Source organism: Dermatobacter hominis, assembly GCF_020715685.1.
GTDB lineage: Bacteria > Actinomycetota > Acidimicrobiia > Acidimicrobiales > Microtrichaceae > Dermatobacter > Dermatobacter hominis.
Window position 1 is genome coordinate 2,615,835 of record NZ_CP085840.1, and the last position, 21,223, is coordinate 2,637,057.

Annotated in this window: 24 protein-coding genes; 14 read left to right on the forward strand and 10 right to left on the reverse strand. The window is 73.6% G+C overall.

Going from position 1 to position 21,223, the window contains the following annotated elements; genetic code table 11:
* Window positions 1-38 precede the first annotated feature (38 nt).
* A complete protein-coding gene (locus tag LH044_RS12335) occupies window positions 39-938 on the reverse strand; it encodes a PaaI family thioesterase (RefSeq protein ID WP_227755887.1) in 900 nt (299 codons plus the stop codon).
* Between the two features lie 103 nt (window positions 939-1,041).
* On the opposite strand from LH044_RS12335, the gene LH044_RS12340 reads away from it, so the two are divergent.
* The 3 genes from LH044_RS12340 to LH044_RS12350 all read left to right on the forward strand — a co-directional run bounded on the left by LH044_RS12340 (window position 1,042) and on the right by LH044_RS12350 (window position 4,029).
* Window positions 1,042-1,521 (forward strand): carboxymuconolactone decarboxylase family protein, encoded by a 480-nt coding sequence (locus LH044_RS12340; protein ID WP_227755888.1) that lies wholly within the window; start codon window positions 1,042-1,044, stop codon window positions 1,519-1,521.
* Window positions 1,522-1,612: 91 nt separating this feature from the next.
* Entirely contained in the window at window positions 1,613-3,364 is a 1,752-nt protein-coding gene (locus LH044_RS12345; protein WP_227755889.1) for an alpha/beta hydrolase, read from the forward strand.
* Between the two features lie 41 nt (window positions 3,365-3,405).
* Window positions 3,406-4,029: an MBL fold metallo-hydrolase gene (locus LH044_RS12350; RefSeq protein ID WP_227755890.1), complete on the forward strand. Its 624-nt coding sequence runs from the start codon at window positions 3,406-3,408 to the stop codon at window positions 4,027-4,029.
* Between the two features lie 63 nt (window positions 4,030-4,092).
* On the opposite strand, the gene LH044_RS12355 is transcribed toward LH044_RS12350, so the two are convergent.
* Entirely contained in the window at window positions 4,093-4,356 is a 264-nt protein-coding gene (locus LH044_RS12355; RefSeq protein ID WP_227755891.1) for a hypothetical protein, read from the reverse strand.
* 427 nt (window positions 4,357-4,783) lie between these two features.
* Here LH044_RS12355 and LH044_RS12360 point away from each other — a divergent pair, with 427 nt between their 5' ends.
* Entirely contained in the window at window positions 4,784-6,742 is a 1,959-nt protein-coding gene (locus LH044_RS12360; RefSeq protein ID WP_227755892.1) for an ethylmalonyl-CoA mutase, read from the forward strand.
* An 88-nt stretch (window positions 6,743-6,830) separates the two neighbouring features.
* Window positions 6,831-7,631, forward strand: coding sequence for a GGDEF domain-containing protein (locus LH044_RS12365; protein WP_227755893.1), 801 nt, complete (start codon window positions 6,831-6,833; stop codon window positions 7,629-7,631).
* A 6-nt stretch (window positions 7,632-7,637) separates the two neighbouring features.
* On the opposite strand, the gene LH044_RS12370 is transcribed toward LH044_RS12365, so the two are convergent.
* Complete coding sequence (locus tag LH044_RS12370) at window positions 7,638-8,801, reverse strand: CaiB/BaiF CoA transferase family protein (RefSeq protein ID WP_227755894.1); 1,164 nt, start codon at window positions 8,799-8,801, stop codon at window positions 7,638-7,640.
* Entirely contained in the window at window positions 8,798-9,835 is a 1,038-nt protein-coding gene (locus tag LH044_RS12375) for a metallophosphoesterase family protein (protein ID WP_227755895.1), read from the reverse strand. The genes LH044_RS12370 and LH044_RS12375 overlap by 4 nt, the downstream gene beginning before the upstream one ends.
* Window positions 9,836-9,877: 42 nt before the next feature.
* On the opposite strand from LH044_RS12375, the gene LH044_RS12380 reads away from it, so the two are divergent.
* A complete protein-coding gene (locus LH044_RS12380; protein WP_227755896.1) occupies window positions 9,878-10,690 on the forward strand; it encodes an alpha/beta fold hydrolase in 813 nt (270 codons plus the stop codon).
* A gap of 46 nt (window positions 10,691-10,736) precedes the next feature.
* Here LH044_RS12380 and LH044_RS12385 read toward each other — a convergent pair whose 3' ends face one another.
* Genes LH044_RS12385 through LH044_RS12395 form a run of 3 tightly spaced genes read right to left on the reverse strand, consistent with a single transcriptional unit; the run spans window position 10,737 to window position 13,856 of the window.
* Window positions 10,737-12,113 carry an FAD-dependent oxidoreductase gene (locus LH044_RS12385; protein ID WP_227755897.1) on the reverse strand — a complete coding sequence of 459 codons (1,377 nt, stop codon included), beginning with the start codon at window positions 12,111-12,113 and terminating at the stop codon, window positions 10,737-10,739.
* A gap of 10 nt (window positions 12,114-12,123) precedes the next feature.
* The gene (locus LH044_RS12390) at window positions 12,124-12,303 is read right to left on the reverse strand and encodes a hypothetical protein (protein WP_227755898.1); all 180 of its coding nucleotides are present in this window, start codon (window positions 12,301-12,303) and stop codon (window positions 12,124-12,126) included.
* Between the two features lie 2 nt (window positions 12,304-12,305).
* Complete coding sequence (locus tag LH044_RS12395) at window positions 12,306-13,856, reverse strand: acyl-CoA carboxylase subunit beta (RefSeq protein ID WP_227755899.1); 1,551 nt, start codon at window positions 13,854-13,856, stop codon at window positions 12,306-12,308.
* Window positions 13,857-13,975: 119 nt separating this feature from the next.
* Between LH044_RS12395 and LH044_RS12400 the strand changes: the two genes are divergently transcribed.
* The 3 genes from LH044_RS12400 (at window position 13,976) to LH044_RS12410 (ending at window position 16,541) form a co-directional block, all read left to right on the forward strand.
* Window positions 13,976-14,701 (forward strand): MFS transporter, encoded by a 726-nt coding sequence (locus tag LH044_RS12400; protein ID WP_227755900.1) that lies wholly within the window; start codon window positions 13,976-13,978, stop codon window positions 14,699-14,701.
* Window positions 14,702-14,805: 104 nt separating this feature from the next.
* Window positions 14,806-15,408 (forward strand): LOG family protein, encoded by a 603-nt coding sequence (locus LH044_RS12405; RefSeq protein WP_227755901.1) that lies wholly within the window; start codon window positions 14,806-14,808, stop codon window positions 15,406-15,408.
* 53 nt (window positions 15,409-15,461) lie between these two features.
* Window positions 15,462-16,541 (forward strand): ATP-dependent DNA ligase, encoded by a 1,080-nt coding sequence (locus LH044_RS12410; RefSeq protein ID WP_227755902.1) that lies wholly within the window; start codon window positions 15,462-15,464, stop codon window positions 16,539-16,541.
* Window positions 16,542-16,594: 53 nt separating this feature from the next.
* On the opposite strand, the gene LH044_RS12415 is transcribed toward LH044_RS12410, so the two are convergent.
* Entirely contained in the window at window positions 16,595-17,470 is an 876-nt protein-coding gene (locus tag LH044_RS12415) for a 5'-3' exonuclease (protein WP_227755903.1), read from the reverse strand.
* 115 nt (window positions 17,471-17,585) lie between these two features.
* Between LH044_RS12415 and LH044_RS12420 the strand changes: the two genes are divergently transcribed.
* Entirely contained in the window at window positions 17,586-18,011 is a 426-nt protein-coding gene (locus LH044_RS12420) for a PNPOx family protein (protein ID WP_227755904.1), read from the forward strand.
* A gap of 45 nt (window positions 18,012-18,056) precedes the next feature.
* Here LH044_RS12420 and LH044_RS12425 read toward each other — a convergent pair whose 3' ends face one another.
* Window positions 18,057-18,452 (reverse strand): 4Fe-4S dicluster domain-containing protein, encoded by a 396-nt coding sequence (locus LH044_RS12425; RefSeq protein ID WP_227755905.1) that lies wholly within the window; start codon window positions 18,450-18,452, stop codon window positions 18,057-18,059.
* A gap of 168 nt (window positions 18,453-18,620) precedes the next feature.
* On the opposite strand from LH044_RS12425, the gene LH044_RS12430 reads away from it, so the two are divergent.
* Both LH044_RS12430 and LH044_RS12435 read left to right on the forward strand, forming a co-directional pair.
* Window positions 18,621-19,034 (forward strand): MerR family transcriptional regulator, encoded by a 414-nt coding sequence (locus tag LH044_RS12430; protein ID WP_227755906.1) that lies wholly within the window; start codon window positions 18,621-18,623, stop codon window positions 19,032-19,034.
* A 34-nt stretch (window positions 19,035-19,068) separates the two neighbouring features.
* A complete protein-coding gene (locus tag LH044_RS12435) occupies window positions 19,069-19,428 on the forward strand; it encodes a thioredoxin family protein (protein WP_227755907.1) in 360 nt (119 codons plus the stop codon).
* Window positions 19,429-19,498: 70 nt separating this feature from the next.
* Here LH044_RS12435 and LH044_RS12440 read toward each other — a convergent pair whose 3' ends face one another.
* Window positions 19,499-19,933, reverse strand: a complete 435-nt coding sequence (locus tag LH044_RS12440; RefSeq protein WP_227755908.1) for a MarR family winged helix-turn-helix transcriptional regulator — start codon at window positions 19,931-19,933, stop codon at window positions 19,499-19,501.
* A gap of 82 nt (window positions 19,934-20,015) precedes the next feature.
* Here LH044_RS12440 and LH044_RS12445 point away from each other — a divergent pair, with 82 nt between their 5' ends.
* Both LH044_RS12445 and LH044_RS12450 read left to right on the forward strand, forming a co-directional pair.
* Window positions 20,016-20,459 carry a nuclear transport factor 2 family protein gene (locus tag LH044_RS12445; protein WP_227755909.1) on the forward strand — a complete coding sequence of 148 codons (444 nt, stop codon included), beginning with the start codon at window positions 20,016-20,018 and terminating at the stop codon, window positions 20,457-20,459.
* A 74-nt stretch (window positions 20,460-20,533) separates the two neighbouring features.
* Entirely contained in the window at window positions 20,534-21,217 is a 684-nt protein-coding gene (locus LH044_RS12450) for a methyltransferase (RefSeq protein ID WP_227755910.1), read from the forward strand.
* Window positions 21,218-21,223: the final 6 nt, after the last annotated feature.

Genomic DNA, 21,223 nt, shown 5'->3' on the forward strand with positions numbered 1-21,223 from the left:
CGCACCCCACCGAGGCCCACGCCGCGGCGAGCGATCGGTCAGGTCGGGGTGCCGACGCAGTGCACGTGGGCCACGACGACGACGCGTGGGCGACCGTCCTCGTCGGGCAGGCCCGGATCGAGCACCTCGACCCGCACGAGCGCGACCGGTCCGTCCACCCGCCGCACCGACGCCGACGTGCGCAACGGGCCGACCTTGCCCTGCGACAGGTACGACGCCGTCAGGTCCACGGCGCGGACCGCCCCGTCGAGCACCGTGCCGGCCACCGCGACCGCGGCCTCGGCCGCGATCGACGCCACCACCCCGCCGTTGACCGCCCCGAACGAGTTGCGGACGAAGGGGACGGCGTCGAGCTCGACCACGCCCTGCTCGGGCGCCACCACGCGCACGCCGATCTCGTCGCGGTACGGGCCGTCGAGGCCCGAGTCGGGCAGCGCCATCGAGAACCGCTGGCCGTACGCGACCGGGGTGTCGCCGATGTCCAGGTTCCCCTCCCGCCGGGGCAGCCGGGCGAACGTGAGGCCCGCCTCCCCCACCGCGCGGTCGGCGCCACCGGACCCGGTCGCGGACAGCCGGGCCTCGACCACGATCGTCGTGCGGCCGGCCCGGCGGACCGCGGCGTCGACCACGACGTCGGTGAGGGCAGGGTCGTCGGCGCCGGGTGGATCGACGAGGTGGAGCGCGAGCTGCGCGGTGGCCATCCAGTCGGGCGCGATCACCCGGCCGACCAGCAGGCCGGCGAGCACGTCGGTGACCACCAGCAGCGGCCCCGGGTCGAGCACCCCGTCCCGGCACAGCTCGGGCCGGATCGGGAGGTGCGCACGGGCGGCGTCCGGCCCGGTGTCCTCGAGCTCGAACCGGAGGTCGCGCACCACGTGTCGCTCGGGCGGGTACGACGAGGGGGCGGTCGAGGGATCCTCGGGCGTCTGCACCGACATCCCGGCGATCGTAGGCTGAGGAGGTCCGTCCCCCGGCGCCGAGCCGGGCGGGACGGCACCGGGGGCCGCAGGGCGCGGCCCCGGCAGACACCAGGGGGCACCGATGGCCAAGGTCGACCTGCCGGAGGGCGACGGCGACGAGCTGCTGCGGCTGTACGCGCTGAGCCCGAAGATGGGGGCCGCCGCAGGCCGCTTCAGCGGGGCCGTCTACACCGACACCGCCCTGCCGACGCGGGTCCGGGAGGCGGCCCGCATCCGGATCGCCGAGGTCAACCAGTGCCCGGTGTGCCTCGACACCCGGACGACCTCCGACCCCGACGGCCTCACCGAGTCCGAGTACCTCGGCATGGCGGACTGGCGGTCGCTCACCACCCTGTCGGAGCAGGAGGCGCTCGCCGCCGAGTTCGCGGAGCGGTTCTCCACGGACCACCTCAACATCGACGACGACTTCTGGACCCGGGCGCGGGCGGCGTTCACCGACGCCGAGCTCTTCGAGCTCGCGGTGTGCTGCGCCAACTGGCTCGGGCTGGGGAGGGTGACCCAGCTGTTCGACGCCGGGGTCAGCTGCCGGATCGAGTACTGACCGGCGGCACGGCGCGCGCCCTGAGAGGCCGCTCGGGTCGCAGCGGCCGCGTGGGTCGGAACGCACGAGCGCGTCGGTAGCCTCGGCCGACGTGACCCGTACCCGCCTGCCCGCCCTGCTCGTCGCGTGCGCGGTCCTCTTCACCGCCTGCTCCGACGGCGGCTCGCCCTCTGCGGAGAAGGAGTCGGACCCCCGTCCGACGGGGGGTGCGCCCGCCGCCGGCGGCACGGACGGCGATCTGCACTGGTCCAAGTGCACCGGCAAGCTCACGGCCATGGCGGGGCTCGACTGCGCCACGCTCGACGTGCCGCTCGACCCGGCGGAGCCCGACGGCGACCGGGTCGGCATCGCCCTGGCCCGCAAGGCGGCGACCGGTCCGGCCGACGAGCGCATCGGGTCGCTCGTCATCAACCCCGGCGGCCCCGGCGGCTCCGGGCTCGAGTTCCTCGCCAACGCCGCCAGCTCCTTCCCGTCGTCGCTGACCGACCGCTTCGACCTCGTGTCGTTCGATCCGCGCGGCGTGGGCGAGAGCGACCCGGTCCGCTGCCTCGACGACGACCAGAAGGACGCCCAGATGGAGGGCGACCTCACGCCCGACACGCCCGAGGAGCGGACCAGGATCGAGGAGGACCAGACCGCGCTGCGGGAGGGCTGCACCGAGCGCAACCCCGAGATGGTCACCCACATGAGCACGGCCGACGTCGCCGCCGACCTCGACCGGATCCGGACGGCGCTCGGCGACGAGCAGCTCAACTTCCTCGGCTACTCCTACGGGACCTCGATCGGCGCGACCTACGCCGCCATGTTCCCGACCCACATCCGGGCGATGGTGCTCGACGGATCGATCAGTCCGTCGGCGTCGGCCGCGGACCAGGCAATGGTCCAGGCCACGGGCTTCGAGCGCACGCTCGCGAACTTCATCGCCGCCTGCGACGCCGACCAGACGTGCGCGCTGGCCCCCGACGCCGCCGCGGCGATCGCCGCCACCCGGGCGGAGCTCGAGTCGAAGCCGGTCACGGTCGAGGACAGCTCCGGCTCCCGGACGCTCAACCGGGACCTGTTCGACTACGGCCTGGCCACCGCGCTCTACGACACCTCGACGTGGGGCCCGACCGCGCAGGCCATCGCCGACATCCGCGAGGGCGGGGCCGCCACCTTCCTCGCGCTGGTCGACCGCCAGACCGGCCGCCAGGCCGACGGCAGCTACGACAACTCGAGCGACGCCCAGGTGATGGTCAACTGCGCGGACCAGGAGGACCGCCCGACCGCGGAGCAGGCCGCGCAGGACGAGGCCCGCATCGCGCAGGCCGCACCCACCTTCGGCGCGCTGATCGGCGCGGGGCTGACCGGGTGCGACGACTGGCCCGAGCCGGCCCAGCCCACCCCCGCCCCCAAGGCCGACGGCGCCCCGTCGATCCTGGTCATCGGCACGGTCGGCGACCCGGCCACCCCGTACGAGTGGGCGCAGGAGATGACCCAGGCGCTGTCCGGCAGCGTGCTGCTCACCTACGAGGGCGACGGCCACACCGCCTTCCTCCGCGGCGGCCAGTGCATCGAGGACGCCGTCGTCGGCTACTTCGTCGACCTGGAGGTGCCGTCCGCGGGCACCCGTTGCCCGGCCCAGAGCTCGAGCGACGAGTTCGGCGGCGTGCGCGACGAGCTGATCGAGCAGCTCGCCGACTCCGGCCTGCCCCAGGAGCTGGCCACCTGCGTCGTGGACGGGATGATCGAGCGCGTCGGCGAGGCCGAGTTCAACGACATGGTGCTCAAGAACGAGCAGGAGGAGATCACCAAGCTCGCCCAGGCGACGGCGCTCGAGTGCGCCACGTCGGGCGGCGGGTGACGCCGGCCCCTGCCCCGCCCGCCGGACCGTAGGGTGCTGGCATGGCGATCGAACTGGTCCAGACCGACGGCATCTTCGCCCTCGACGGCGGCGAGTGGGAGGTCACCAACAACATCTGGCTGGTCGGCGACGACCGCGAGGTGCTGGTCGTCGACGCCGCTCACGACGCCGTGGCGATCGCCGGCGCGATCAACGGCCGGCGGGTCACGGCCATCGCGCTGACCCACGGCCACAACGACCACATCAACGCCGCCGTCGCGCTCCAGGACCTGGTCGACGCACCGATCCTCCTCCACCCCGCGGATCGAATGCTGTGGGACGTCGTGTACCCCGACCGTGCGCCCGACCGCGACCTGGAGGCCGGCGCGTCGCTGGACGCCGGGGGCACCCGGCTGGGCGTCCTGAGCACCCCGGGCCACTCGCCGGGCTGCTGCTGCTTCCACGACGCCGAGGCCGACCACCTGTTCTCGGGCGACACCCTGTTCTGCGGCGGACCGGGCGCGACGGGGCGCAGCTTCTCGGACTTCCCGACGATCGTCCGCTCGATCCGCGAGCAGCTGCTCTCGCTGCCGCCCGAGACCGTCGTCCACACCGGCCACGGCGACTCGACCACGATCGGGGCCGAGGCGCCCGACGTCGAGGAGTGGCTGCGCCGCGGCCACTGAGCTCCGTCCGTCCGACCACGCGCACCGATCGCCGTCCGGCGTCGGGCGCAGGGCGTCGGGCGTTCAGCTGACGAGGCTGGCGATGCCCCACACGGCGGCGACCGCACCCAGCACGATCATCGTGACGGCGCGCCCGACGGGCGGCGGTCCCCCGTCGGCCGGCGGCCGCACGAGGGCGAGCAGGTTGCCGACGACCATGGCGGCGCCGAGCGCGAGCACGATCCACGGGAAGAAGTCGTCGCCGAGGAACAGCGTCCCGCCGCCGTCGTCCTGGGCCAGCACGCCGACGACCCCGCCGAGGGACGTCCCGAGCAGCGTCGCGATCATGACGGTTGCCTCATGCCTGGCGCCCCATGGAACAGCGCGGAGACCTCTCAGAAAATAACGGGATTATCCCGGGAAATCTGTTCAAGCCCGGGCCGGACGCGCCGATACTAATGACGTCGGTGGACATCGCCCCCACCGGCACAACCCCACAGCCGGGGCAATGGAGCGGGGGACACCAATCTCCCTCCAAACGCATCGCCACCAGCACCCTCCCAGGTGCTGGCGCCTTGTGACCCTCGCTCCGCCCCGCTGTGTGGGGGTCGTCGACCGCCTCCGCAGGACCGACCCCACCCGCCACCCGGAGCGGTCCGACGTCGCGCCCGCCCCCGGTCGTTCCCGGAGGTCGCGGCACCCCGTCCGGGCCTCCGCGATCTGACGGCCCCTCAGGGATCTGGCGGACCGGTCGCCGGTGCGCCGACAATGGTGCATGGCATCTCTCCCTCAGCGGGACCGTCCGTGGCTGATGCGGACCTACTCGGGCCACTCGACCGCCAAGGCGTCCAACGAGCTGTACCGGACCAACCTGGCCAAGGGCCAGACCGGGCTCTCCATCGCCTTCGACCTCCCGACGCAGACGGGCTACGACCCGGACCACGTGCTGGCGCGGGGCGAGGTCGGCAAGGTCGGCGTCCCGGTCGCGCACCTCGGCCACATGCGGACGCTCCTCGACGGCATCCCCCCGGGCGAGATGAACACGTCGATGACGATCAACGCCACGGCCGCGTGGCTGCTCGGCCTCTACGTCGCCAACGCCGCCGAGCAGGGCGTCGACAGCACGGCGCTGCGGGGCACGACGCAGAACGACATCGTCAAGGAGTACCTGTCGCGGGGCACGTACATCTTCCCGCCGCACCAGAGCCGTCGGCTGATCGTCGACATGTTCGCCTTCTGCAACGAGCACGTCCCCAAGTGGAACCCGATGAACGTGTGCTCGTACCACCTGCAGGAGGCCGGTGCGACGCCGGTGCAGGAGATCGCCTACTCGCTCGCCTGCGCGATCGGCGTGCTGGACGCCGTGCAGGAGTCCGGCCAGGTGCCGGCCGAGCGCATGTCCGACGTCGTCGCGTCGGTGAGCTTCTTCGTGAACGCGGGCATCCGCTTCGTCGAGGAGATCGCCAAGATGCGGACCTTCACGAAGATGTGGGACCGCCTGACCGCCGAGCGCTACGGCGTCACCGACCCGAAGGCCCGGCGCTTCCGCTACGGCGTGCAGGTCAACTCGCTCGGGCTGACCGAGGCGCAGCCGGAGAACAACGTGCAGCGCATCGTGCTCGAGGCGCTCGGCGTGACCATGTCGCGCGACGCCCGCGCCCGGTCGCTGCAGCTGCCCGCGTGGAACGAGGCGCTCGGCCTGCCGCGCCCGTGGGACCAGCAGTGGTCGCTGCGCATCCAGCAGGTGCTGGCGCTCGAGACCGATCTGCTCGAGTACCCCGACCTGTTCGAGGGCAGCCACGTGATGGAGGCCCTGACGTCGGACCTCGAGGACGCCGCGCAGGCCGAGCTCGACGACGTGCTCGCGCTGGGCGGCGCGTTCGAGGCCATCGACGAGCTGAAGGGCCGGCTCGTCCGCTCCCACACGGAGCGGATGCGACGCATCGAGTCGGGCGACCTGACGGTCATCGGCGTGAACGCCTTCACCGAGACCGCCGAGTCGCCCCTCGCCGGCGACGACAGCATCCTGAAGGTCGACCCCGCGGTCCAGGACGAGATGATCAACGACGTCCAGGCGTGGCGGGCCGCCCGGGACCAGGCCGAGGTCGACCGGGCGCTGGCCGAGCTGGAGCGCGTCGCCCGCACCGACGAGAACATCATGCCGGCGACGATCGACCTGGCCCGCGCCGGCGGCACCACCGGCGAGTGGGCCGACCGCCTGCGCGAGGTGTTCGGCGAGTACCGCGCCCCGACGGGCGTCGCCGCCGCCGCCGGCGTGGCGGGCGGCAACGACGGGCTGCGCGCCCTGTCGGAGCGGCTGCGCGCCCTCGACGGCGGGCCGCCCCGGTTCCTCGTCGCCAAGCCGGGCCTCGACGGCCACTCGAACGGTGCCGAGCAGATCGCCGTGGCGGCGCGCGACGCCGGCATGGAGGTCATCTACCAGGGCATCCGGCTGACGCCCGCGCAGATCGCCGCCGCGGCGCGCGACGAGGACGTCGACGTCGTCGGGCTGTCGATCCTGTCGGGCTCGCACCTCGAGCTGGTGCCAGAGGTCGTCCGGCTGCTCCGCGAGGCCCGTGTCACCGCGCCGGTGGTGGCGGGTGGCATCATCCCCGAGGACGACCGCCCGAAGCTCCTCGAGGACGGCGTGGCCGCCGTGTTCACGCCGAAGGACTTCGAGCTCACCAGGATCATCACCGAGATCGCCGATCTGGCCGTCGCCGCCCGGGACTGAGGTCCCGGGGCCCGGGGCGGGCGGGGAACTGACCAAGAGGCAGTGACGAATGCTCACGTCCCGTGACCCCCGAGCCGATGGGAGAGCCATGGTCGACGCTCGTGTCATCGCGCTCGTGCTCGGCGTCGTCGGCCTGGCCTTCGGCGTCGCAGCCCTGGCCGCCGGCGTGCCCGCGCTGGGCGCCGTCGCCGGCCTCGCCGCGATCGCCGCCGGCGGCACCGCCCTCGCCGCGTCGCCCCAGCGGGCCACGGCCGCCGAACCCGCGGCTCCCGACGACCGCGACCAGACGATCGACCGCACGCGCCGCGAGCTGGCCGATGCCCGCGGCGAGGTCGAGGCGCTCCGCCAGGAGCTCGCCGCCGCCCGCTCCGGGGCGGAGGACGCACCCGAGCCGCCGCCCGAGCTCGCCGGCTCCGACACCTCGGCGCTGACCGACCCCGAGTCGCAGCTGTTCTCCGAGGCCTACTTCCGCGTCGCCCTGCAGTCCCGGCTGGCCTCGGCCCGCCGCCACCTGCGGCCCGTGTCCGTCTGCCTCATGCAGGTCGCGCAGGGCCAGGTCGAGGACGCCTCCTCGTCGGCGCCGCCGGCCCGGGTCGCCGACGCGATCCGCGAGACGCTCCGAGAGGCCGACATCGCCTGCCGCCTCGACGACGGCACCTTCGCCGCCATCCTCGAGGACACCCCCGAGAACGGCGCGGTGTGGACCGTCGAGCGCACCCGGCGCAACCTGGTCAGCCGCTCGGGTCCCCACACGATGTGGGCCGGCGTCGCCTGCTACCCCGCCCACGCGTTCAGCGGCGACGAGCTGCTCGAGCAGGCCCGGGCGGCGCTGGTCGCCGCGCAGGAGTGGAACCAGGACCGCATCGAGGTCGCCGCCGTCGAGGGCTGATCGCGGTCAGTCGGCGGCGTCGAGCTCGCGGCGGATCTCGTCGCCGTCCTCGTCGAGCCCCCGCCCGACCCAGCGGACCGCACCCGGCGTCGCGCTGAGCCGGGCCACCACGTCCTGCATCGGGAAGCCGTCGATCTCGACGATCGCCCCTCGGGCCCGGAAGTGCGGGTCCTCGGCGATGTCGGCCATGTCGTACACGGGCGCGACCGCGGCGTGCGCGGCCTCGAACTCGTCGAGCACCTGCGGCGTCGTGCGCTCGGCCATCCACTCCGCCATGCGGGCGTCGATCTCGTCGCGGTGCGCGACGCGCCCGGCGAAGTCGGCGAAGCGCGGGTCGCCCCCGAGGCCGATGAGCTCGATGACGCGGCCTGCGACCGACTCCGCGCTGGTGGACACGGCCACCCACCGTCCGTCGCCGGTCCGGTAGGTGTTGCGGGGCACGGTGTACGGGATGCCGGCACCCAGGCGCTCCTGCACCTGGCCGAGCACGCCGTAGAGCGGGACGAGCGGGCCCATCAGCTGCAGCATCGACTCGATCAGGTTCACGTCGACCACCTGACCGACGCCCGAGTGCAGGGCGACCATCGTGGCGAACGCGGCGACCAGCGCCGCCACCTCGTCGGTGAGCGCGATCGGGGGCAGGAGCGGCTGGCCGTCCGGCTCGCCGTTGATGGCGGCGAAGCCCGACAGGGCCTCGGCCTGCGTCGCGAAGCCCGGGCGGTCCTTGTACGGCCCGGTCTGGCCGAACCCGGTCACGCGGGTGACCACCAGCGAGGGGTTGGTGCGGTGCAGGACCTCGGGGGCCAGGCCCAGGCGCTCGAGGGTGCCGGGTCGGAAGTTCTCCACGAGGACGTCGGCCGAGTCGAGGAGCCGGCGCATCACCTCGAGGTCGTCCGGGTCCTTCAGGTCGAGCGCGATCGTGCGCTTGTTGCGACCGACGACCTTCCACCACATCGACCGGCCGTCCGCGGGGTCCGTCCAGCCCATGGAGCGGACGCTGTCGCCGCCCGGCGGCCGCTCCACCTTGATGACGTCGGCGCCGTAGTCCGCCAGGTAGCGCGCGCAGCCCGGTCCGGCGATCACGGTGGCCAGGTCGACCACCCGCAGGTCGGCGAGCGGACCGCGGGCCGCGCCGTCGACCGCTCCCCCGGTGGCGCCGTCGGTCGTCACCGGGCCTCGATCGCGAAGCAGCGGTCCGACAGGCGGCCCCGGGCGTAGCGGGCGTAGGTGCCGGCGAACATCCCCCGCGTGCGCTCGCTCCAGTCGAGCGCGTCGGGCGCCGTCACCCGGCGGTGCACCTGCAGCACGAGGCCGTCGAAGACCCGGTACTCCGCCCACGAGCCGGGGTAGTCCTTGACCGTCCCGACCTCGACGAACGGGACGTCGCCCGCGCCGGGGAGGCGCACCCGGTTGTTGCGGTGCGTGTGGCCGGCGAAGTAGCCGAGCAGCCGCGGCCGGCGGACGAACACCTCGGCCAGCGCCTCGGTGTCGCCGGGGACGAGGCCGAACACCCCCTCGCGCCGGCGCTCCTCGGCCGGGTTCCACACCGGGTGGTGGCCGAACACCAGCACGGGCCGGTCGGCCCGGGCGCCGAGCTCGTCGAGCCACTCGAGCTGCTCGGCGGAGAGGTGCCCGTTGATCGTCGCGTCCCGTGAGGTGTCGAGCACGGCGAGGACGACGCCGTCCAGCGTGCGCTCCTGCACCGGCCAGGCCCCGCGCTGCTGGTGGTGGTAGCTCTCGTGGTTGCCGCGGACCCACATCAGGTCATCGCCGAACGCCCCGCCGTAGACGTCGAGGAAGCGGTCGACCTGCTCGTCGGTGCCATCGGAGGTGACGTCGCCCTTCACGACGACGGCGTCGGGCCGCCGGGCCGCCATGTCGGCCACGACGGCGGCGTTCATCGTCTCGGGGTAGGGCGGCTCACCGGGCTCGACCGTGTAGGTCTCCCAGTCGACGCCGTCGATGTGGCCGCACTCGATCTCGCCGAAGTGCACGTCGTTCGCGGTGGCGACCGTGGCGAGAAGCTCGCCACGCCGGGGCAGGGTGCGGACCGCGACGCCGTCGAGGTCGAGGTCGGTGTCGGGCGGCAGGTCCGTCCACGTCGTCGCGATCGGACCGTGGAACACGACGACCTCGTCGTCGGCGACCGTCATCACCTCGGGCGGCATCGGTTCGGGGAGCAGGTCGTCGGATGGGTCCGCCACGTCGTCCGAGGATACGGCGATGGCGAGGCGGTACGGTCGGGCATGGCCAGCGGGACGAGTGGCACCTGCCGCGTCGACGGGATCGACATCTACTGGGAGCGGTCCGGATCGGGGAGGCCGACCGTGTTCCTGAACGGCTCCGGCATGGCGCTGCAGGACTCCGCGCTCCTCGTCCAGGCCTTCAGCGGCCCGTTCGACCTCCTCGCCCTCGACCACCGGGGCATGGGCCGCTCGAGCGTCCCGCCCGGTCCCTACTCGATGGCCGACTGCGCCGCCGACGTCGCCGGCCTCCTCGACGGCCAGGGCTGGGACACCTGCCGCGTGGTCGGCATCAGCTTCGGAGGGATGGTCGCTCAGGAGCTGGCCGTGACCTGGCCCGACCGGGTGGAGCGGCTGGCCCTGCTGTGCACCTCGCCAGGGGGCGCGGGCGGGGCGTCGTACCCGCTGCACGAGCTCGCCGACCTGCCCCCGGAGGACCGGCTGCGGAAGGGGGCCGAGCTGCTCGACACGCGGTTCACCCCGGAGTTCCTGGCGGAGCACCCCGACCAGCAGGGCCTGGTCGACTTCCTCGCCGCCGGCCAGGCGCGGGAGCGCACCTCGGAGCAGGAGGAGGGCGCGCGGCTGCAGATGGAGGCGCGGAGCCACCACGACGTGTGCGACCGGCTCGGCGCGGTGTCGTGCCCGACCCTCGTCGCGAGCGGCCGGTGGGACGGCATCGCCCCGCCCGTCAACGGCGCCTACATCGCCGAGCACGTGCCGGGCGCCGAACAGCGCCTGTACGACGGCGGCCACGCCTTCTTCGTGCAGGACCCCGCCGCACTCCCCGACATCATCGGGTTCCTCGCCGCCGACTGACGCTCGCCGACGCCACCCGTCCACGTCCGGATCGTCCGCAGGTGGGTCAGCCGCCGACGACGCGGGCCAGCCGGCGGTCCCACCGGCGCAGCGCCCCGAGGTCGGGCTCCGCCGGGGCGGCGGCGCCGAGCCGGGACGCCACCGCGCACCGCGCCAGCCACGGGAGCATCGCCCGGGCCAGGCCGGGATCCCGAGCGTAGGCCCGGGTCGCCGACAGGGACTGCGCCGCGGACGGCTCGTCCCAGCGCTGCTCGAGCCCCGACCCGCCCATGTCGGCGGTGAACAGCCCGCTCTCGAACATCCGGCGCACGCCGTCGGTCCCCACCGCGCTGTTGCAGCGGCGGAACGTGTCGTACGCCGCCAGCGTGCCGCCGTGCTCGCGGTGGTACGCGGTCTGGTACGCCCAGAGCGCCCCGTCGGCGCCGGGATCGGCCGCGCCGCCGACCTGCTCCGCCAGCACCGCGCCGGCCATCAGGCCCGTGCCGATCCCGCTGCCGTGCGCGGGGAAGACCTGGCAGGCGGCGTCGCCCACGAGCGCCACCCCCGACGCGCCGAGGCGGGCGTAGGGCCGTCGGAGCGGGATGAGGCCGTCGCCGCCGTAGCGGGGCTCGCCGATCCAGGGGTTGGCGCCGCGGAACCGGTCGAGGATCGTCCGGCCTGACCCCCACTCCCCCGACGCGATCGCCCCGGTCAGCACCGACACCTCGCCGAGGTCGGCGGCGACGCCGACGGCCAGCGCCGAGAAGCCGCCGTCGAGGCCGACCCAGGTCACGCCGTCGCCGGGGGTCGCGCCGTGGCCGTCGAGGAACGCCCGGGCGCCGTCGGCATCGGCCACGTCGAGCATGAACTGGCTGGCGGTGCAGAGCACGTCGCGCCCGACGGGCGGGCACCAGGCCGCGAGCTCCGGGACCTGCGAGCGCAGGACGCCGCGCCGCCCACCGGCGTCGACGAACAGGTCGGCCTCGAGCCGCACGGGCGCCGCCTCGGCGGCGTCGGGCGGCGCCGCCGACAGCGCCAGCGCTCGCACGCGGCCGTCGACCAGCTCGACCGAGACGTCACGGGCGCGGTCGAGGAAGTCGACGCGCTCGGCCCGGCACAGCGCCACGAGGCGGTCGTTGAGCCGCCGCATGTCGGCGTGCTCCGTCGGCGACTCGACGACCACCGGCCCTGCGTCGGCCGGGCCGAGCAGGAACGTGCGCCCGGTCCCGGTGTGGACCTCGTCGGCGGTCGGCGGGGCGAGCCCCGCCCGGGCGTACTGCCAGGCCAGCACGCCGTTGTCCCAGCGGGCACCACCCTCGCCGAGGGGGCGCGACTCGACGACGGTGACCGACAGCCCGCGGCGCGCCAGCTGCAGGGCCGCGTTCAGGCCGGCGGTGCCGGCTCCGACGACGACCGCGGCGACGCGGCGGTCGTCCGTGCCCACGCTCGTCGGCTCAGCCCGGCCGGCCGCGACGGATCGGCACCGGCTTGGACCACCAGCGGCCGGACCAGCGCCAGCGCGAGACGCTGTCCGGAGCGGACTCGGCCCCGGCGCGCGGGAGGCCCACCTCGAGCGCGGCGACGATGGCCGCCGCCTCCTCCTCGGTCGGTTCGGGATCGATCTGCAGCGCCATCGTCAGAGCGGCATGTTGCCGTGCTTGCGGTTGGGCAGGTCCTCGCGCTTGGTGCGCAGCACCTCGAGCGAGGCGATGAGCTTGATCCGGGTCTCGGCCGGGTCGATCACGTCGTCGATGTAGCCGCGGTCGGTGGCCTCCCACGGGTTGAGGAAGGTCTCCTCGTAGGCCTCGATCAGCTCGGCCCGACGGGCCACCGGATCGGCGGCCTCGGCCAGCTCGCGGCGGTTCACGATCTCGACCGCGCCCTGGGCGCCCATCACCGCCAGCTCGGCCGAGGGGTAGGCGAAGGCCAGGTCGGACCCGATCGACTTGGAGTCCATGACCACGTAGGCGCCGCCGTAGGCCTTGCGGGTGATCACCGAGATCCGCGGCACGGTCGCCTCGCAGTAGGCGTAGAGCAGCTTGGCGCCGTGGCGGATGATGCCGTTGTGCTCCTGGTCGACGCCGGGGAGGAACCCGGGGACGTCGACGAAGGTGACGAGCGGGATGTTGAACGCGTCGCAGGTGCGGACGAAGCGGGCCGCCTTCGACGACGACTCGATGTCGAGCACGCCGGCGAACATGGCCGGCTGGTTGCCGACGATGCCGACGCTCGTCCCTCCCAGGCGGGCGAACCCGCAGATGATCGAACCGGCCCAGTCCCGGGCGTACTCGAAGAAGTCCCCGTCGTCGACGACCGTGCGCACGACGTCGCGCATGTCGTAGGGCTGGTTGGCCGAGCTCGGGATGAGGTCGTAGAGCTCCTCGCAGCGGCGATCGGCCGGATCGGCGGTCGGCTCGACCGGGGGCTCCTCGAGGTTGTTGGCGGGGAGGAAGCCGAGCAGGTAGCGGACGTCGTCGAGGCAGGCCTTGTCGTCGGGCGAGATGAACTGCGCCACGCCCGACGTGCCGGTGTGGGTGCGGGCGCCGCCGAGCTCCTGCTGCGTGACCTCCTCGCCGGTCACCTGCTTCACCACGTCGGGGCCGGTGATGAACATGTACGACGTCTCGTCGACCATGAACACGAAGTCGGTCATCACGGGGCTGTACACCGCACCGCCCGCGCACGGGCCCATGATCACGCTGATCTGCGGGGTGACGCCCGAGGCCTTCACGTTGCGGAAGAAGATGCCGCCGTAGCTGGCGAGCGAGACGACGCCCTCCTGGATGCGGGCGCCGGCCCCGTCGTTGAGGCCGATCACCGGGGCACCGACCTTCATGGCCAGGTCCATCAGCTTCATGATCTTCTCGGCGAAGACCTCGCCGAGCGCACCGCCGAACACCGTGAAGTCCTGGCTGAAGACGAACACCTTGCGGCCGTCGACGGTGCCCCAGCCGGTGATCACGCCGTCGCCGTACGGGCGGTCGGCGAGGGCGTCGCCGGCCCGGTGGCGGGCCAGCATGTCGAGCTCGTGGAACGACCCCTCGTCCAGGAGGTAGTCGATGCGCTCGCGGGCGAGCATCTTGCCCCGCTCGTGCTGGCGGTCGATCGAACGCTGCGAACCGGGGGTGAGCGCGAGCTCACGACGCTTGGCGAGGTCCTCGACCCGCTCTCGGATGGGGTGCTCCATGGCCCGGAACGGTACTTGTGCCGCCTCGCTCACCCCAAAGGCGGGCCCGGGGCCGTCCCACGGGCAGGCACCCGGGCCTCCGCCGCTCAACTCCGCCCGGTCCCGGCCGATGGGAGCCGATGACCACCGCCGTCGAGCGCACCGACGCTCGCGCCGGCCGTCGGGCGACGGACGACCCGGACCCGGGGCACCGCCGCCGGGCCGCGACGCCGCTCGCCATCACCGCCGTCGTGCTGGGCGCGCTCGGCACCGTGATGGCCCTGGGCGTCGTGTGGTTCTTCCTCGCCCTGCCGTTCGGCGTCGTGGCGTCGGTCTGCGCGCTGGTCGACCGATGGCGGACGAAGCGAGCCACCGGGACCGCGGCGGGCGGCGTGACCACCGTGGGGCTCGTGCTCGGCCTCGCGTGCATCCCGCTGTCGCTCGGCGCGCTGCTGATCATCCCCCGGGTCGAGGACCTCACCAAGGACTCGGCCGCGGCGTTGCAGAGCGACGTGCAGGAGGACCTGGACGGCGTCGAGCAGACCGCCACCGACAACGTGGAGCGGCTCGACCGCACGCTCCGGGAGCTGGTGCGGTCCGACAAGGACTCGTGGAGCCGCGACTTCGCACGGCTGGAGAAGGACATGCAGGAGTCGCTCAAGCTGACCGACTCGCAGCTGAGGGAGCTGCTGGCGCAGCTCGAGCGCTCGACGAAGGCCGACCTCGAGCGGCTCGAGGCGTCCGCCGCGAAGGACGTCGGCGAGGTCGACGCCCGGATCGCGTCGCTCGAGGCCTACGTCCGGTCCGAGGTGGCGCGGCTCGACCGGGAGGTGGACGAGCTGCAGTCCCGGGCACCGGCCGGCTGACCCTCGACGGCGGCGCGGCAGCCGCCGACCCCGTCGAGAGGCGCCCGAGCGGTCGCCGAACCCGGTGGTCCGACCCGACGCGGTCAGGGCTACCGTCGGCGCCCATGACCGTCCCGGCCCCCGGAGCGAGCGACCGCCCTCCCCGGCTCTGCGTGTACTGCGCGTCCAACATGGGCGACGACCCCGCGTACGCCGACGCGGCCGCCGAGGTCGGCACCGAGCTGGGCCGGCGGGGCATCGACCTCGTGTACGGCGGCGGTCACGTCGGCCTCATGGGGGTCGTGGCCGACCGGGCGCTGGCCGGCGGGCGTTCGGTCACGGGCGTGATCACCGAGCACCTGATGAAGCCCGAGGTCGCGCACGGCGATCTGGACGAGCTCGTCGTCGTCGAGGGCATGCCGGAGCGCAAGCGGGCGATGTTCGAGCGGGCCGACGCGTTCCTGACGCTGCCGGGCGGCGTCGGGACGATGGAGGAGATGTTCGAGGTGCTGTGCTGGTCCTACCTGGGCCTGCACCCGAAGCCGATGGGGCTCCTCAACGTCGGCGGGTACTACGACCACCTCGTGGCCTTCCTCGACCACGCGGTCGAGCGCGGCCTCTGCCGCCCGCGCATCCGCGAGCTGCTCGTCGTCGGCGACGAGGTTGGCCCGCTGCTCGACCGGCTGCTGCCCGCCGGGGGCGTCCCGCTCGACGGCATCGCCGGCTGAGCGCCGCCTTCTGCTTGACGACGCCCCCTGCCCGAAGGTGTAGAACCGTACGGGTGCGGCTCCCGGTCCTCCCACCGATGCGGCCCATGCTCGCGAAGGCCACCAAGGAGATCCCCACCGGGGACCTCCTCTACGAGCCGAAGTGGGACGGGTTCCGCTGCATCGTGTTCCGCGACGGCGACGAGGTGGTGCTCGGCAGCCGGAACGAGAAGCCGCTGACCCGCTACTTCCCGGAGCTGGTCGGACCGATCACCCGGATGCTCCCCGAGCGCTGCGTGATGGACGGCGAGCTCGTCGTCCCCGGCCCCGACGGACTCGACTTCGACCTGCTGCAGCAGCGGATCCACCCCGCCGACAGCCGCGTGCAGATGCTCGCCGAGACGACGCCGGCCCACCTCGTCCTCTTCGACCTCATCGCCCTGGACGACCTCGACCTCATGCCGCTGCCGCTGCGGGAGCGGCGGGCGACGCTGGAGCGCCTGCTCGACCACGTCGCCCCGCCCCTGCACCTCACGCCGGCCACCCACGACCCTGCGCTCGCCACCGACTGGTTCGAGCGCTTCGACGGGTCCGGCTTCGACGGCGTGATGGCCAAGGCGCTCGACGAGCCCTACGTCCCCGACAAGCGCGTCCAGCTCAAGGTGAAGCACCACCGCACGGCCGACTGCGTCGTCGCGGGGTACCGGCACCACAAGGACGGCGGCGTCGGGTCGCTCCTGCTCGGCCTGTTCGACGACGCCGATCCGCCGATGCTGCACCACGTCGGCGTGGCCTCCGCCTTCGCCGCGTCCCAGCGGCGGACGCTGGCCGCCGAGCTCGCGCCGTACGAGACGGGTGGCGTCGAGTCCCACCCGTGGCGCGCCTGGGCCGACGCCGAGGCCCACACCGACGGGGCCCGCATGCCGGGGGCGCCGAACCGGTGGTCCGGCGGCAAGGCCTCGGCCGAGTGGGTGCCGCTCCGCTGCGAGCTGGTGGTCGAGGTGACGTACGAGAACCTCACGTCGGGACGGTTCCGCCACCCGGCCCGGTTCGTGCGCTGGCGGCCCGACAAGGAGCCGAGCCAGTGCGACTACGCCCAGCTCGAGCACCCGCCGCCGGTCGAGTACACCCAGATCTTCGACGTCCCGGCCTGACCGGCTCCTGCGCCCTCCGTGCTCTGTCAGGACTGGTCAGCTGCGCGGGTCGGTCAGGCGCGGTCCTCGGCGATGCGGTGGGCGTTGCGCACCAGGTCGGGCGCGTCGAGGCGGTCCGCCCAGCCGACGAGGTCGTCGGTGGGCCCGTCCCAGCGCCACTCGTCGACCGTGCCGACCTCGACGTCGGTCACGAGCGTCGCCAGCGTCTTGAAGAGCAGCGCCTGCTCGAACTCATCGTGGAGGGTGGTCGCCAGCTTCGCCGCGCCGCGGACGCCGACGTCCCACTGGCCCGGCGCGTGCGGGATGTCCTCGATGCGCCCGTAGCGCCGCAGCACGGTCGCGGCGGTCTTGGCGCCCCAGCCCTGGAGGCCGGGGAACCCGTCGGCGCTGTCACCGACGAGGGCGAGCCAGTCGGGGATCGACGCCGGCTCGACGCCGTACTTCTCCAGGACGCCCTCGCTGTCGCGGAACTGCTGGGCCCGGCGGTCGTACTGGACGACCTTGCCGCCGACGCACTGGGCGAGGTCCTTGTCGGGCGTGCAGATCACGACCTTCTCGACGCGGTCGTCGTCCGCGGCCACCGCTGCGGCGGCGCCGAGGGCGTCGTCCGCCTCGACCTCGACCATCGGCCAGACGGTGAGGCCCAGCGCGGCGATCGCCTCCTCGAGCCAGGGGAACTGGCGCTTCAGATCGGCGTCGATCCCCGAGCCGTCCTTGTAAGTGGGCCAGAGGTCGTTGCGGAACGACTCGATCACGTGGTCGGTGGCGACGCCAAGGTGGGTGGCGCCGTCGCCGAGCATCGTGAGCAGCGAGCGGAGCACGCCGCGCACGGCCCCGACCTGCTCGCCGGCGTCGTTCGAGTGCCCGCCGCCCGGCGAGTAGAAGTAGCGGAAGAGCTCGTAGGTGCCGTCGACCAGGTGGACCTGCATCCGGCGAGCCTGTCACAGCGGAACTGTTGCCGGAGCGGGGACGAGGGAGCGATCCTTGCGGACCCGGGGTCGCCGCACCGGCGGCCGGCGAGGCAGCGGTGCGGGAGGACGATCGATGCGCCTGAGCGAACCTGACGCGCTGGGCCGTCTCGCCGAGTCCTCCCACGGGGTGCTGTCCACCGTCAACCCGGAGCGCGGCGTCGACGCGGTTCCTGTCGTCTTCGCGGTCGACGACGGCTTCGTCGGCATCCCCGTCGATCTCGTCAAGCCGAAGGGCTCCACACGGCTGCAGCGCGAACGGAACCTCGAGCACGACCCGAGGGCAGCGCTCCTGGTGGAGAACTGGGACAGCGAGGACTGGTCACGGCTGTGGTGGGTCCGAGCGTCCGTCGAGTTCGACCCCGAGCCGGGCGCCAGCCGCTCGGCTGCGCTCGCACGCGGGCTGGCGAGGCGCTACGAGCAGTACGGCGACCAGCCGTTCGCCCGGCTCATCGTGCTCCGGATCGTCGGCGTGACCGGCTGGTCCGGTCACGCCGGCTGAGCCAGACGGCCGCCCCGACGACCGTCGGCCGGGTTCGGGCAGAGGTCAGTCGGCGAAGACGTCGCGGTTGATCTGGATGAAGAACGTGTGGTCGTGCCCCTTGTTGGCGTCGTCGGCGTTGTACGCGGTCCTCGCCACCCCGTCGGGCACGCGCTCGTCGGGGTAGATGGCGCCGACCGGGCAGACATCGGGCTGGTAGCACGCCGTGCACGACGTGCACTCCTCGGGGTGCACGTAGAGCATCGAGTCGCCGAACACCGCGATCGCATCGGGCACCGGCTGATGCGAGTTCTCGATGACGCCGCTGCCCGCCTCCTCCTCGGAGACGAGCGTGTTGGTGGCGGGGTCGTACTCGTAGATGCACTGCACGGGGCAGACGTCGACACAGGCCCGGTCCTTCACCCCGATGCACGCTTCGGTGATCACTGCGATCCCTGCCATGGTTCCTCCGCATCGCGACGGGCACGTGGCCGGCCGGGTCGGTGACGGGCAGCGAGGTGCTGCTGCGGTCTGCTCGCGACGTCGCGCGACCGCCGTACCCGGAGCGGTGGCCGCTAGAACGCGATGGCCGACGTGTCGTCGAGCTCGCCCCGCCCGTAGCGTCGCGGGATGGCAGCGCGCACCATCGGCCGGCTCGCGGAGGCGGCCGGCGTGAACGTGGAGACGATCCGGTACTACGAGCGGCGTGGGCTGATCGACCAGCCCGAGCGATCCCCGCAGGGCTACCGGCACTACGACGACGCGGCGCTGTGGCGGCTCTCGTTCATCCGCCGTGCCAAGGACCTGGGGTTCTCGCTCGCGGAGATCGCCGCCCTGCTCGAGACCGACGAGTCCGGGGCGCGGTCCTCGGCGCGGGTGCTGGCGACCGCCTCGTCGCGGCTGGCCGTGGTCGAACAGGAGCTCGCCGACCTCGAGGCCGTGCGCACCCGGCTGCGAGCACTGCTCGACCTGTGCGCCGGCGCCGACGGCGCCTGCCTCTCGCTCGACAGCCCGGTCCTGCGGGGAACGCCCACGGGGGCTTGACCCCGTACCGGGGTACGGCTCGTACGGTCACCCCATGAGCACGACCCACGACCCCACCACCCCCTCGGCCGCATCGGTCGACCGCCTCACCAGCACCTCGTTCGACGAGGAGGTCATGGCGTCGGACCGGCCGGTCCTCGTCGACTTCACCGCGTCGTGGTGCCCGCCGTGCGAGCAGCAGACGCCCGTGCTCCACGCCCTCGCCGACGAGCAGGCGGCCCGGCTGCGCATCGTCGAGGTCGACGTCGACGAGAGCCCCGACCTCGCCCGCCGCCACCAGGTGCTCAGCGCGCCGACCATGGTGCTCTACGTCGACGGCCGCATCGCGCTGACCCTGGTCGGCGCCCGCGGCCGGGGCCGCCTCCTCGAGGACCTCGACCCCTTCCTGGGCTGAGCGCACCGGCGGGAGCACGGCTCGGGCCCCGGACGATCGCACCCGCGCCGACGTCCACGGCGCGAGTCGCTCAGGCCCCGGCGTCGGCCAGGACCGCGGTCAGGAGCTCGACGAGCCGCTGGCGGTCCTTCGCCGTGAGCGACGCCGTGAAGCGGTCCTGCGCCCGACCCAGCTCCGACTCGATCACGCCCAGCCGGCGGCGGCCCGAGGCGGTGATCGTCGCGACCTTGCGACGGGCGTCGGCGGGGTCGGGCTCCCGTCGCACCCGGCCCTCGGCCTCGAGCGCGTCGAGCGTGGTCGTCACGTCGCTGCGGTCCATCCGCGCCGAGCGACCGAGATCGGCCTGGCTGCACGCCCCGACGTCGTCCAGCACGACCAGCACCCGGTACTCGTAGCCACGGGCGCCGGCGCGCTCGAACGCCTCCGACGCCAGGCGGTGGGCGACGGTCGCGGCCTGGGTGACGAGGAACGTCGGCTTGGAGGCGAGGCGGTCGGGCACGTCCACCCCCCGAGGATAGCGAACCCGTTGGCATGACCAACGTTCCGCGATACCGTTGGTCATACCAACGACCCCTCAGGAGACCTCCATGACCACCACCACCGACCCGCCCCGGACCGACGACCTCGCCGACCTCGCGGACCGGCTCGCGCTCCAGGAGCTGATCAGCGGCCTCGGCACGTGGCTCGACGGCCACGGCGGCGATCCGAGCTCGCTGTACGCACCGGACGTCGTCGCGTCCGGCCCTCGCCACAGGATCGAGGGCATCGACGCGGTGCTGGCGCGCGTCGGGCCCGGCCGCGACGACGGCGAGCGCTCCCAGCACCTCCACACCGACCTGGTGATCGCGCTCGACGGCGACCGCGCGGACATCACCGCCAACCAGCTCGTGCTGGCCTACCGGGAGGGTGAGGTGCCGCACCGAACCGCCGGGCTCCGCGTCACCTACGGGGCACGCCGGCAGGCGGAGGGGTGGCGCATCGCGAGCGCCCACATCGACCTCCAGTGGATCATCGGGGACCTCCCGACCTGAGCGTCCGCCCATCGTCCGGTCAGCCGGTGGCCGGGCCGTTCTCCCCGGGCCGGCCGCCGGTTAGGGACCCGTCCATGTCCGACGGAGGCGACCTGATCCTGGCGACGTTCGGCCCGCTGCGGGTCGGCTACGACGAGCGGGTCCTCGAACCCCGGCTCTGGACCCTGCTCCAGGCCGACTGGGCCGTCGAGCAGGCCGCCCACCTGGCCCGGGGTCCGGTGCTCGAGCTGTGCTGCGGCGCCGGCCAGATCGGACAGGTCGTCGCCCTCCGCACGGGGCGCGACCTCGTGCAGGTCGACGCGTCGGCGGTGGCCTGCCGGCACGCCCGTGCCAACGCCCGGCGCAACGGTCTGGCCGAACGCGTGGCGGTGCGGCGGGCGGAGATCACCGCCGCCGACCGGCCCGACCTCGGCCGGCACGCCTTCCAACTGGTGCTGGCCGATCCCCCGTACGTCCCGACGGCTGACTGCGACGCCTTCCCCGACGACCCGCTCCTGGCGATCGACGGCGGCCCGGAGGGGCTCGACGTCGTCGAGGTCGTCGCCGCGAGCATCGCCCACCACCTCGCTCCCGACGGCGTGGCGCTCCTGCAGGTGCGAGGCCCCGCGCAGGTCGATGCGCTGGAGGCGCGCGACCTCGTCGGCCTCGAGGTCGCCGACATCCGGTCCCACGACGCCGAGCGGGCGGTGGCGCTCCTGCGCCCGTCGCCCGACGCCGGGCGCAGCGCGCCAGGTGCCGGCCAGCACCTCGCCGGGTAGAGCGCC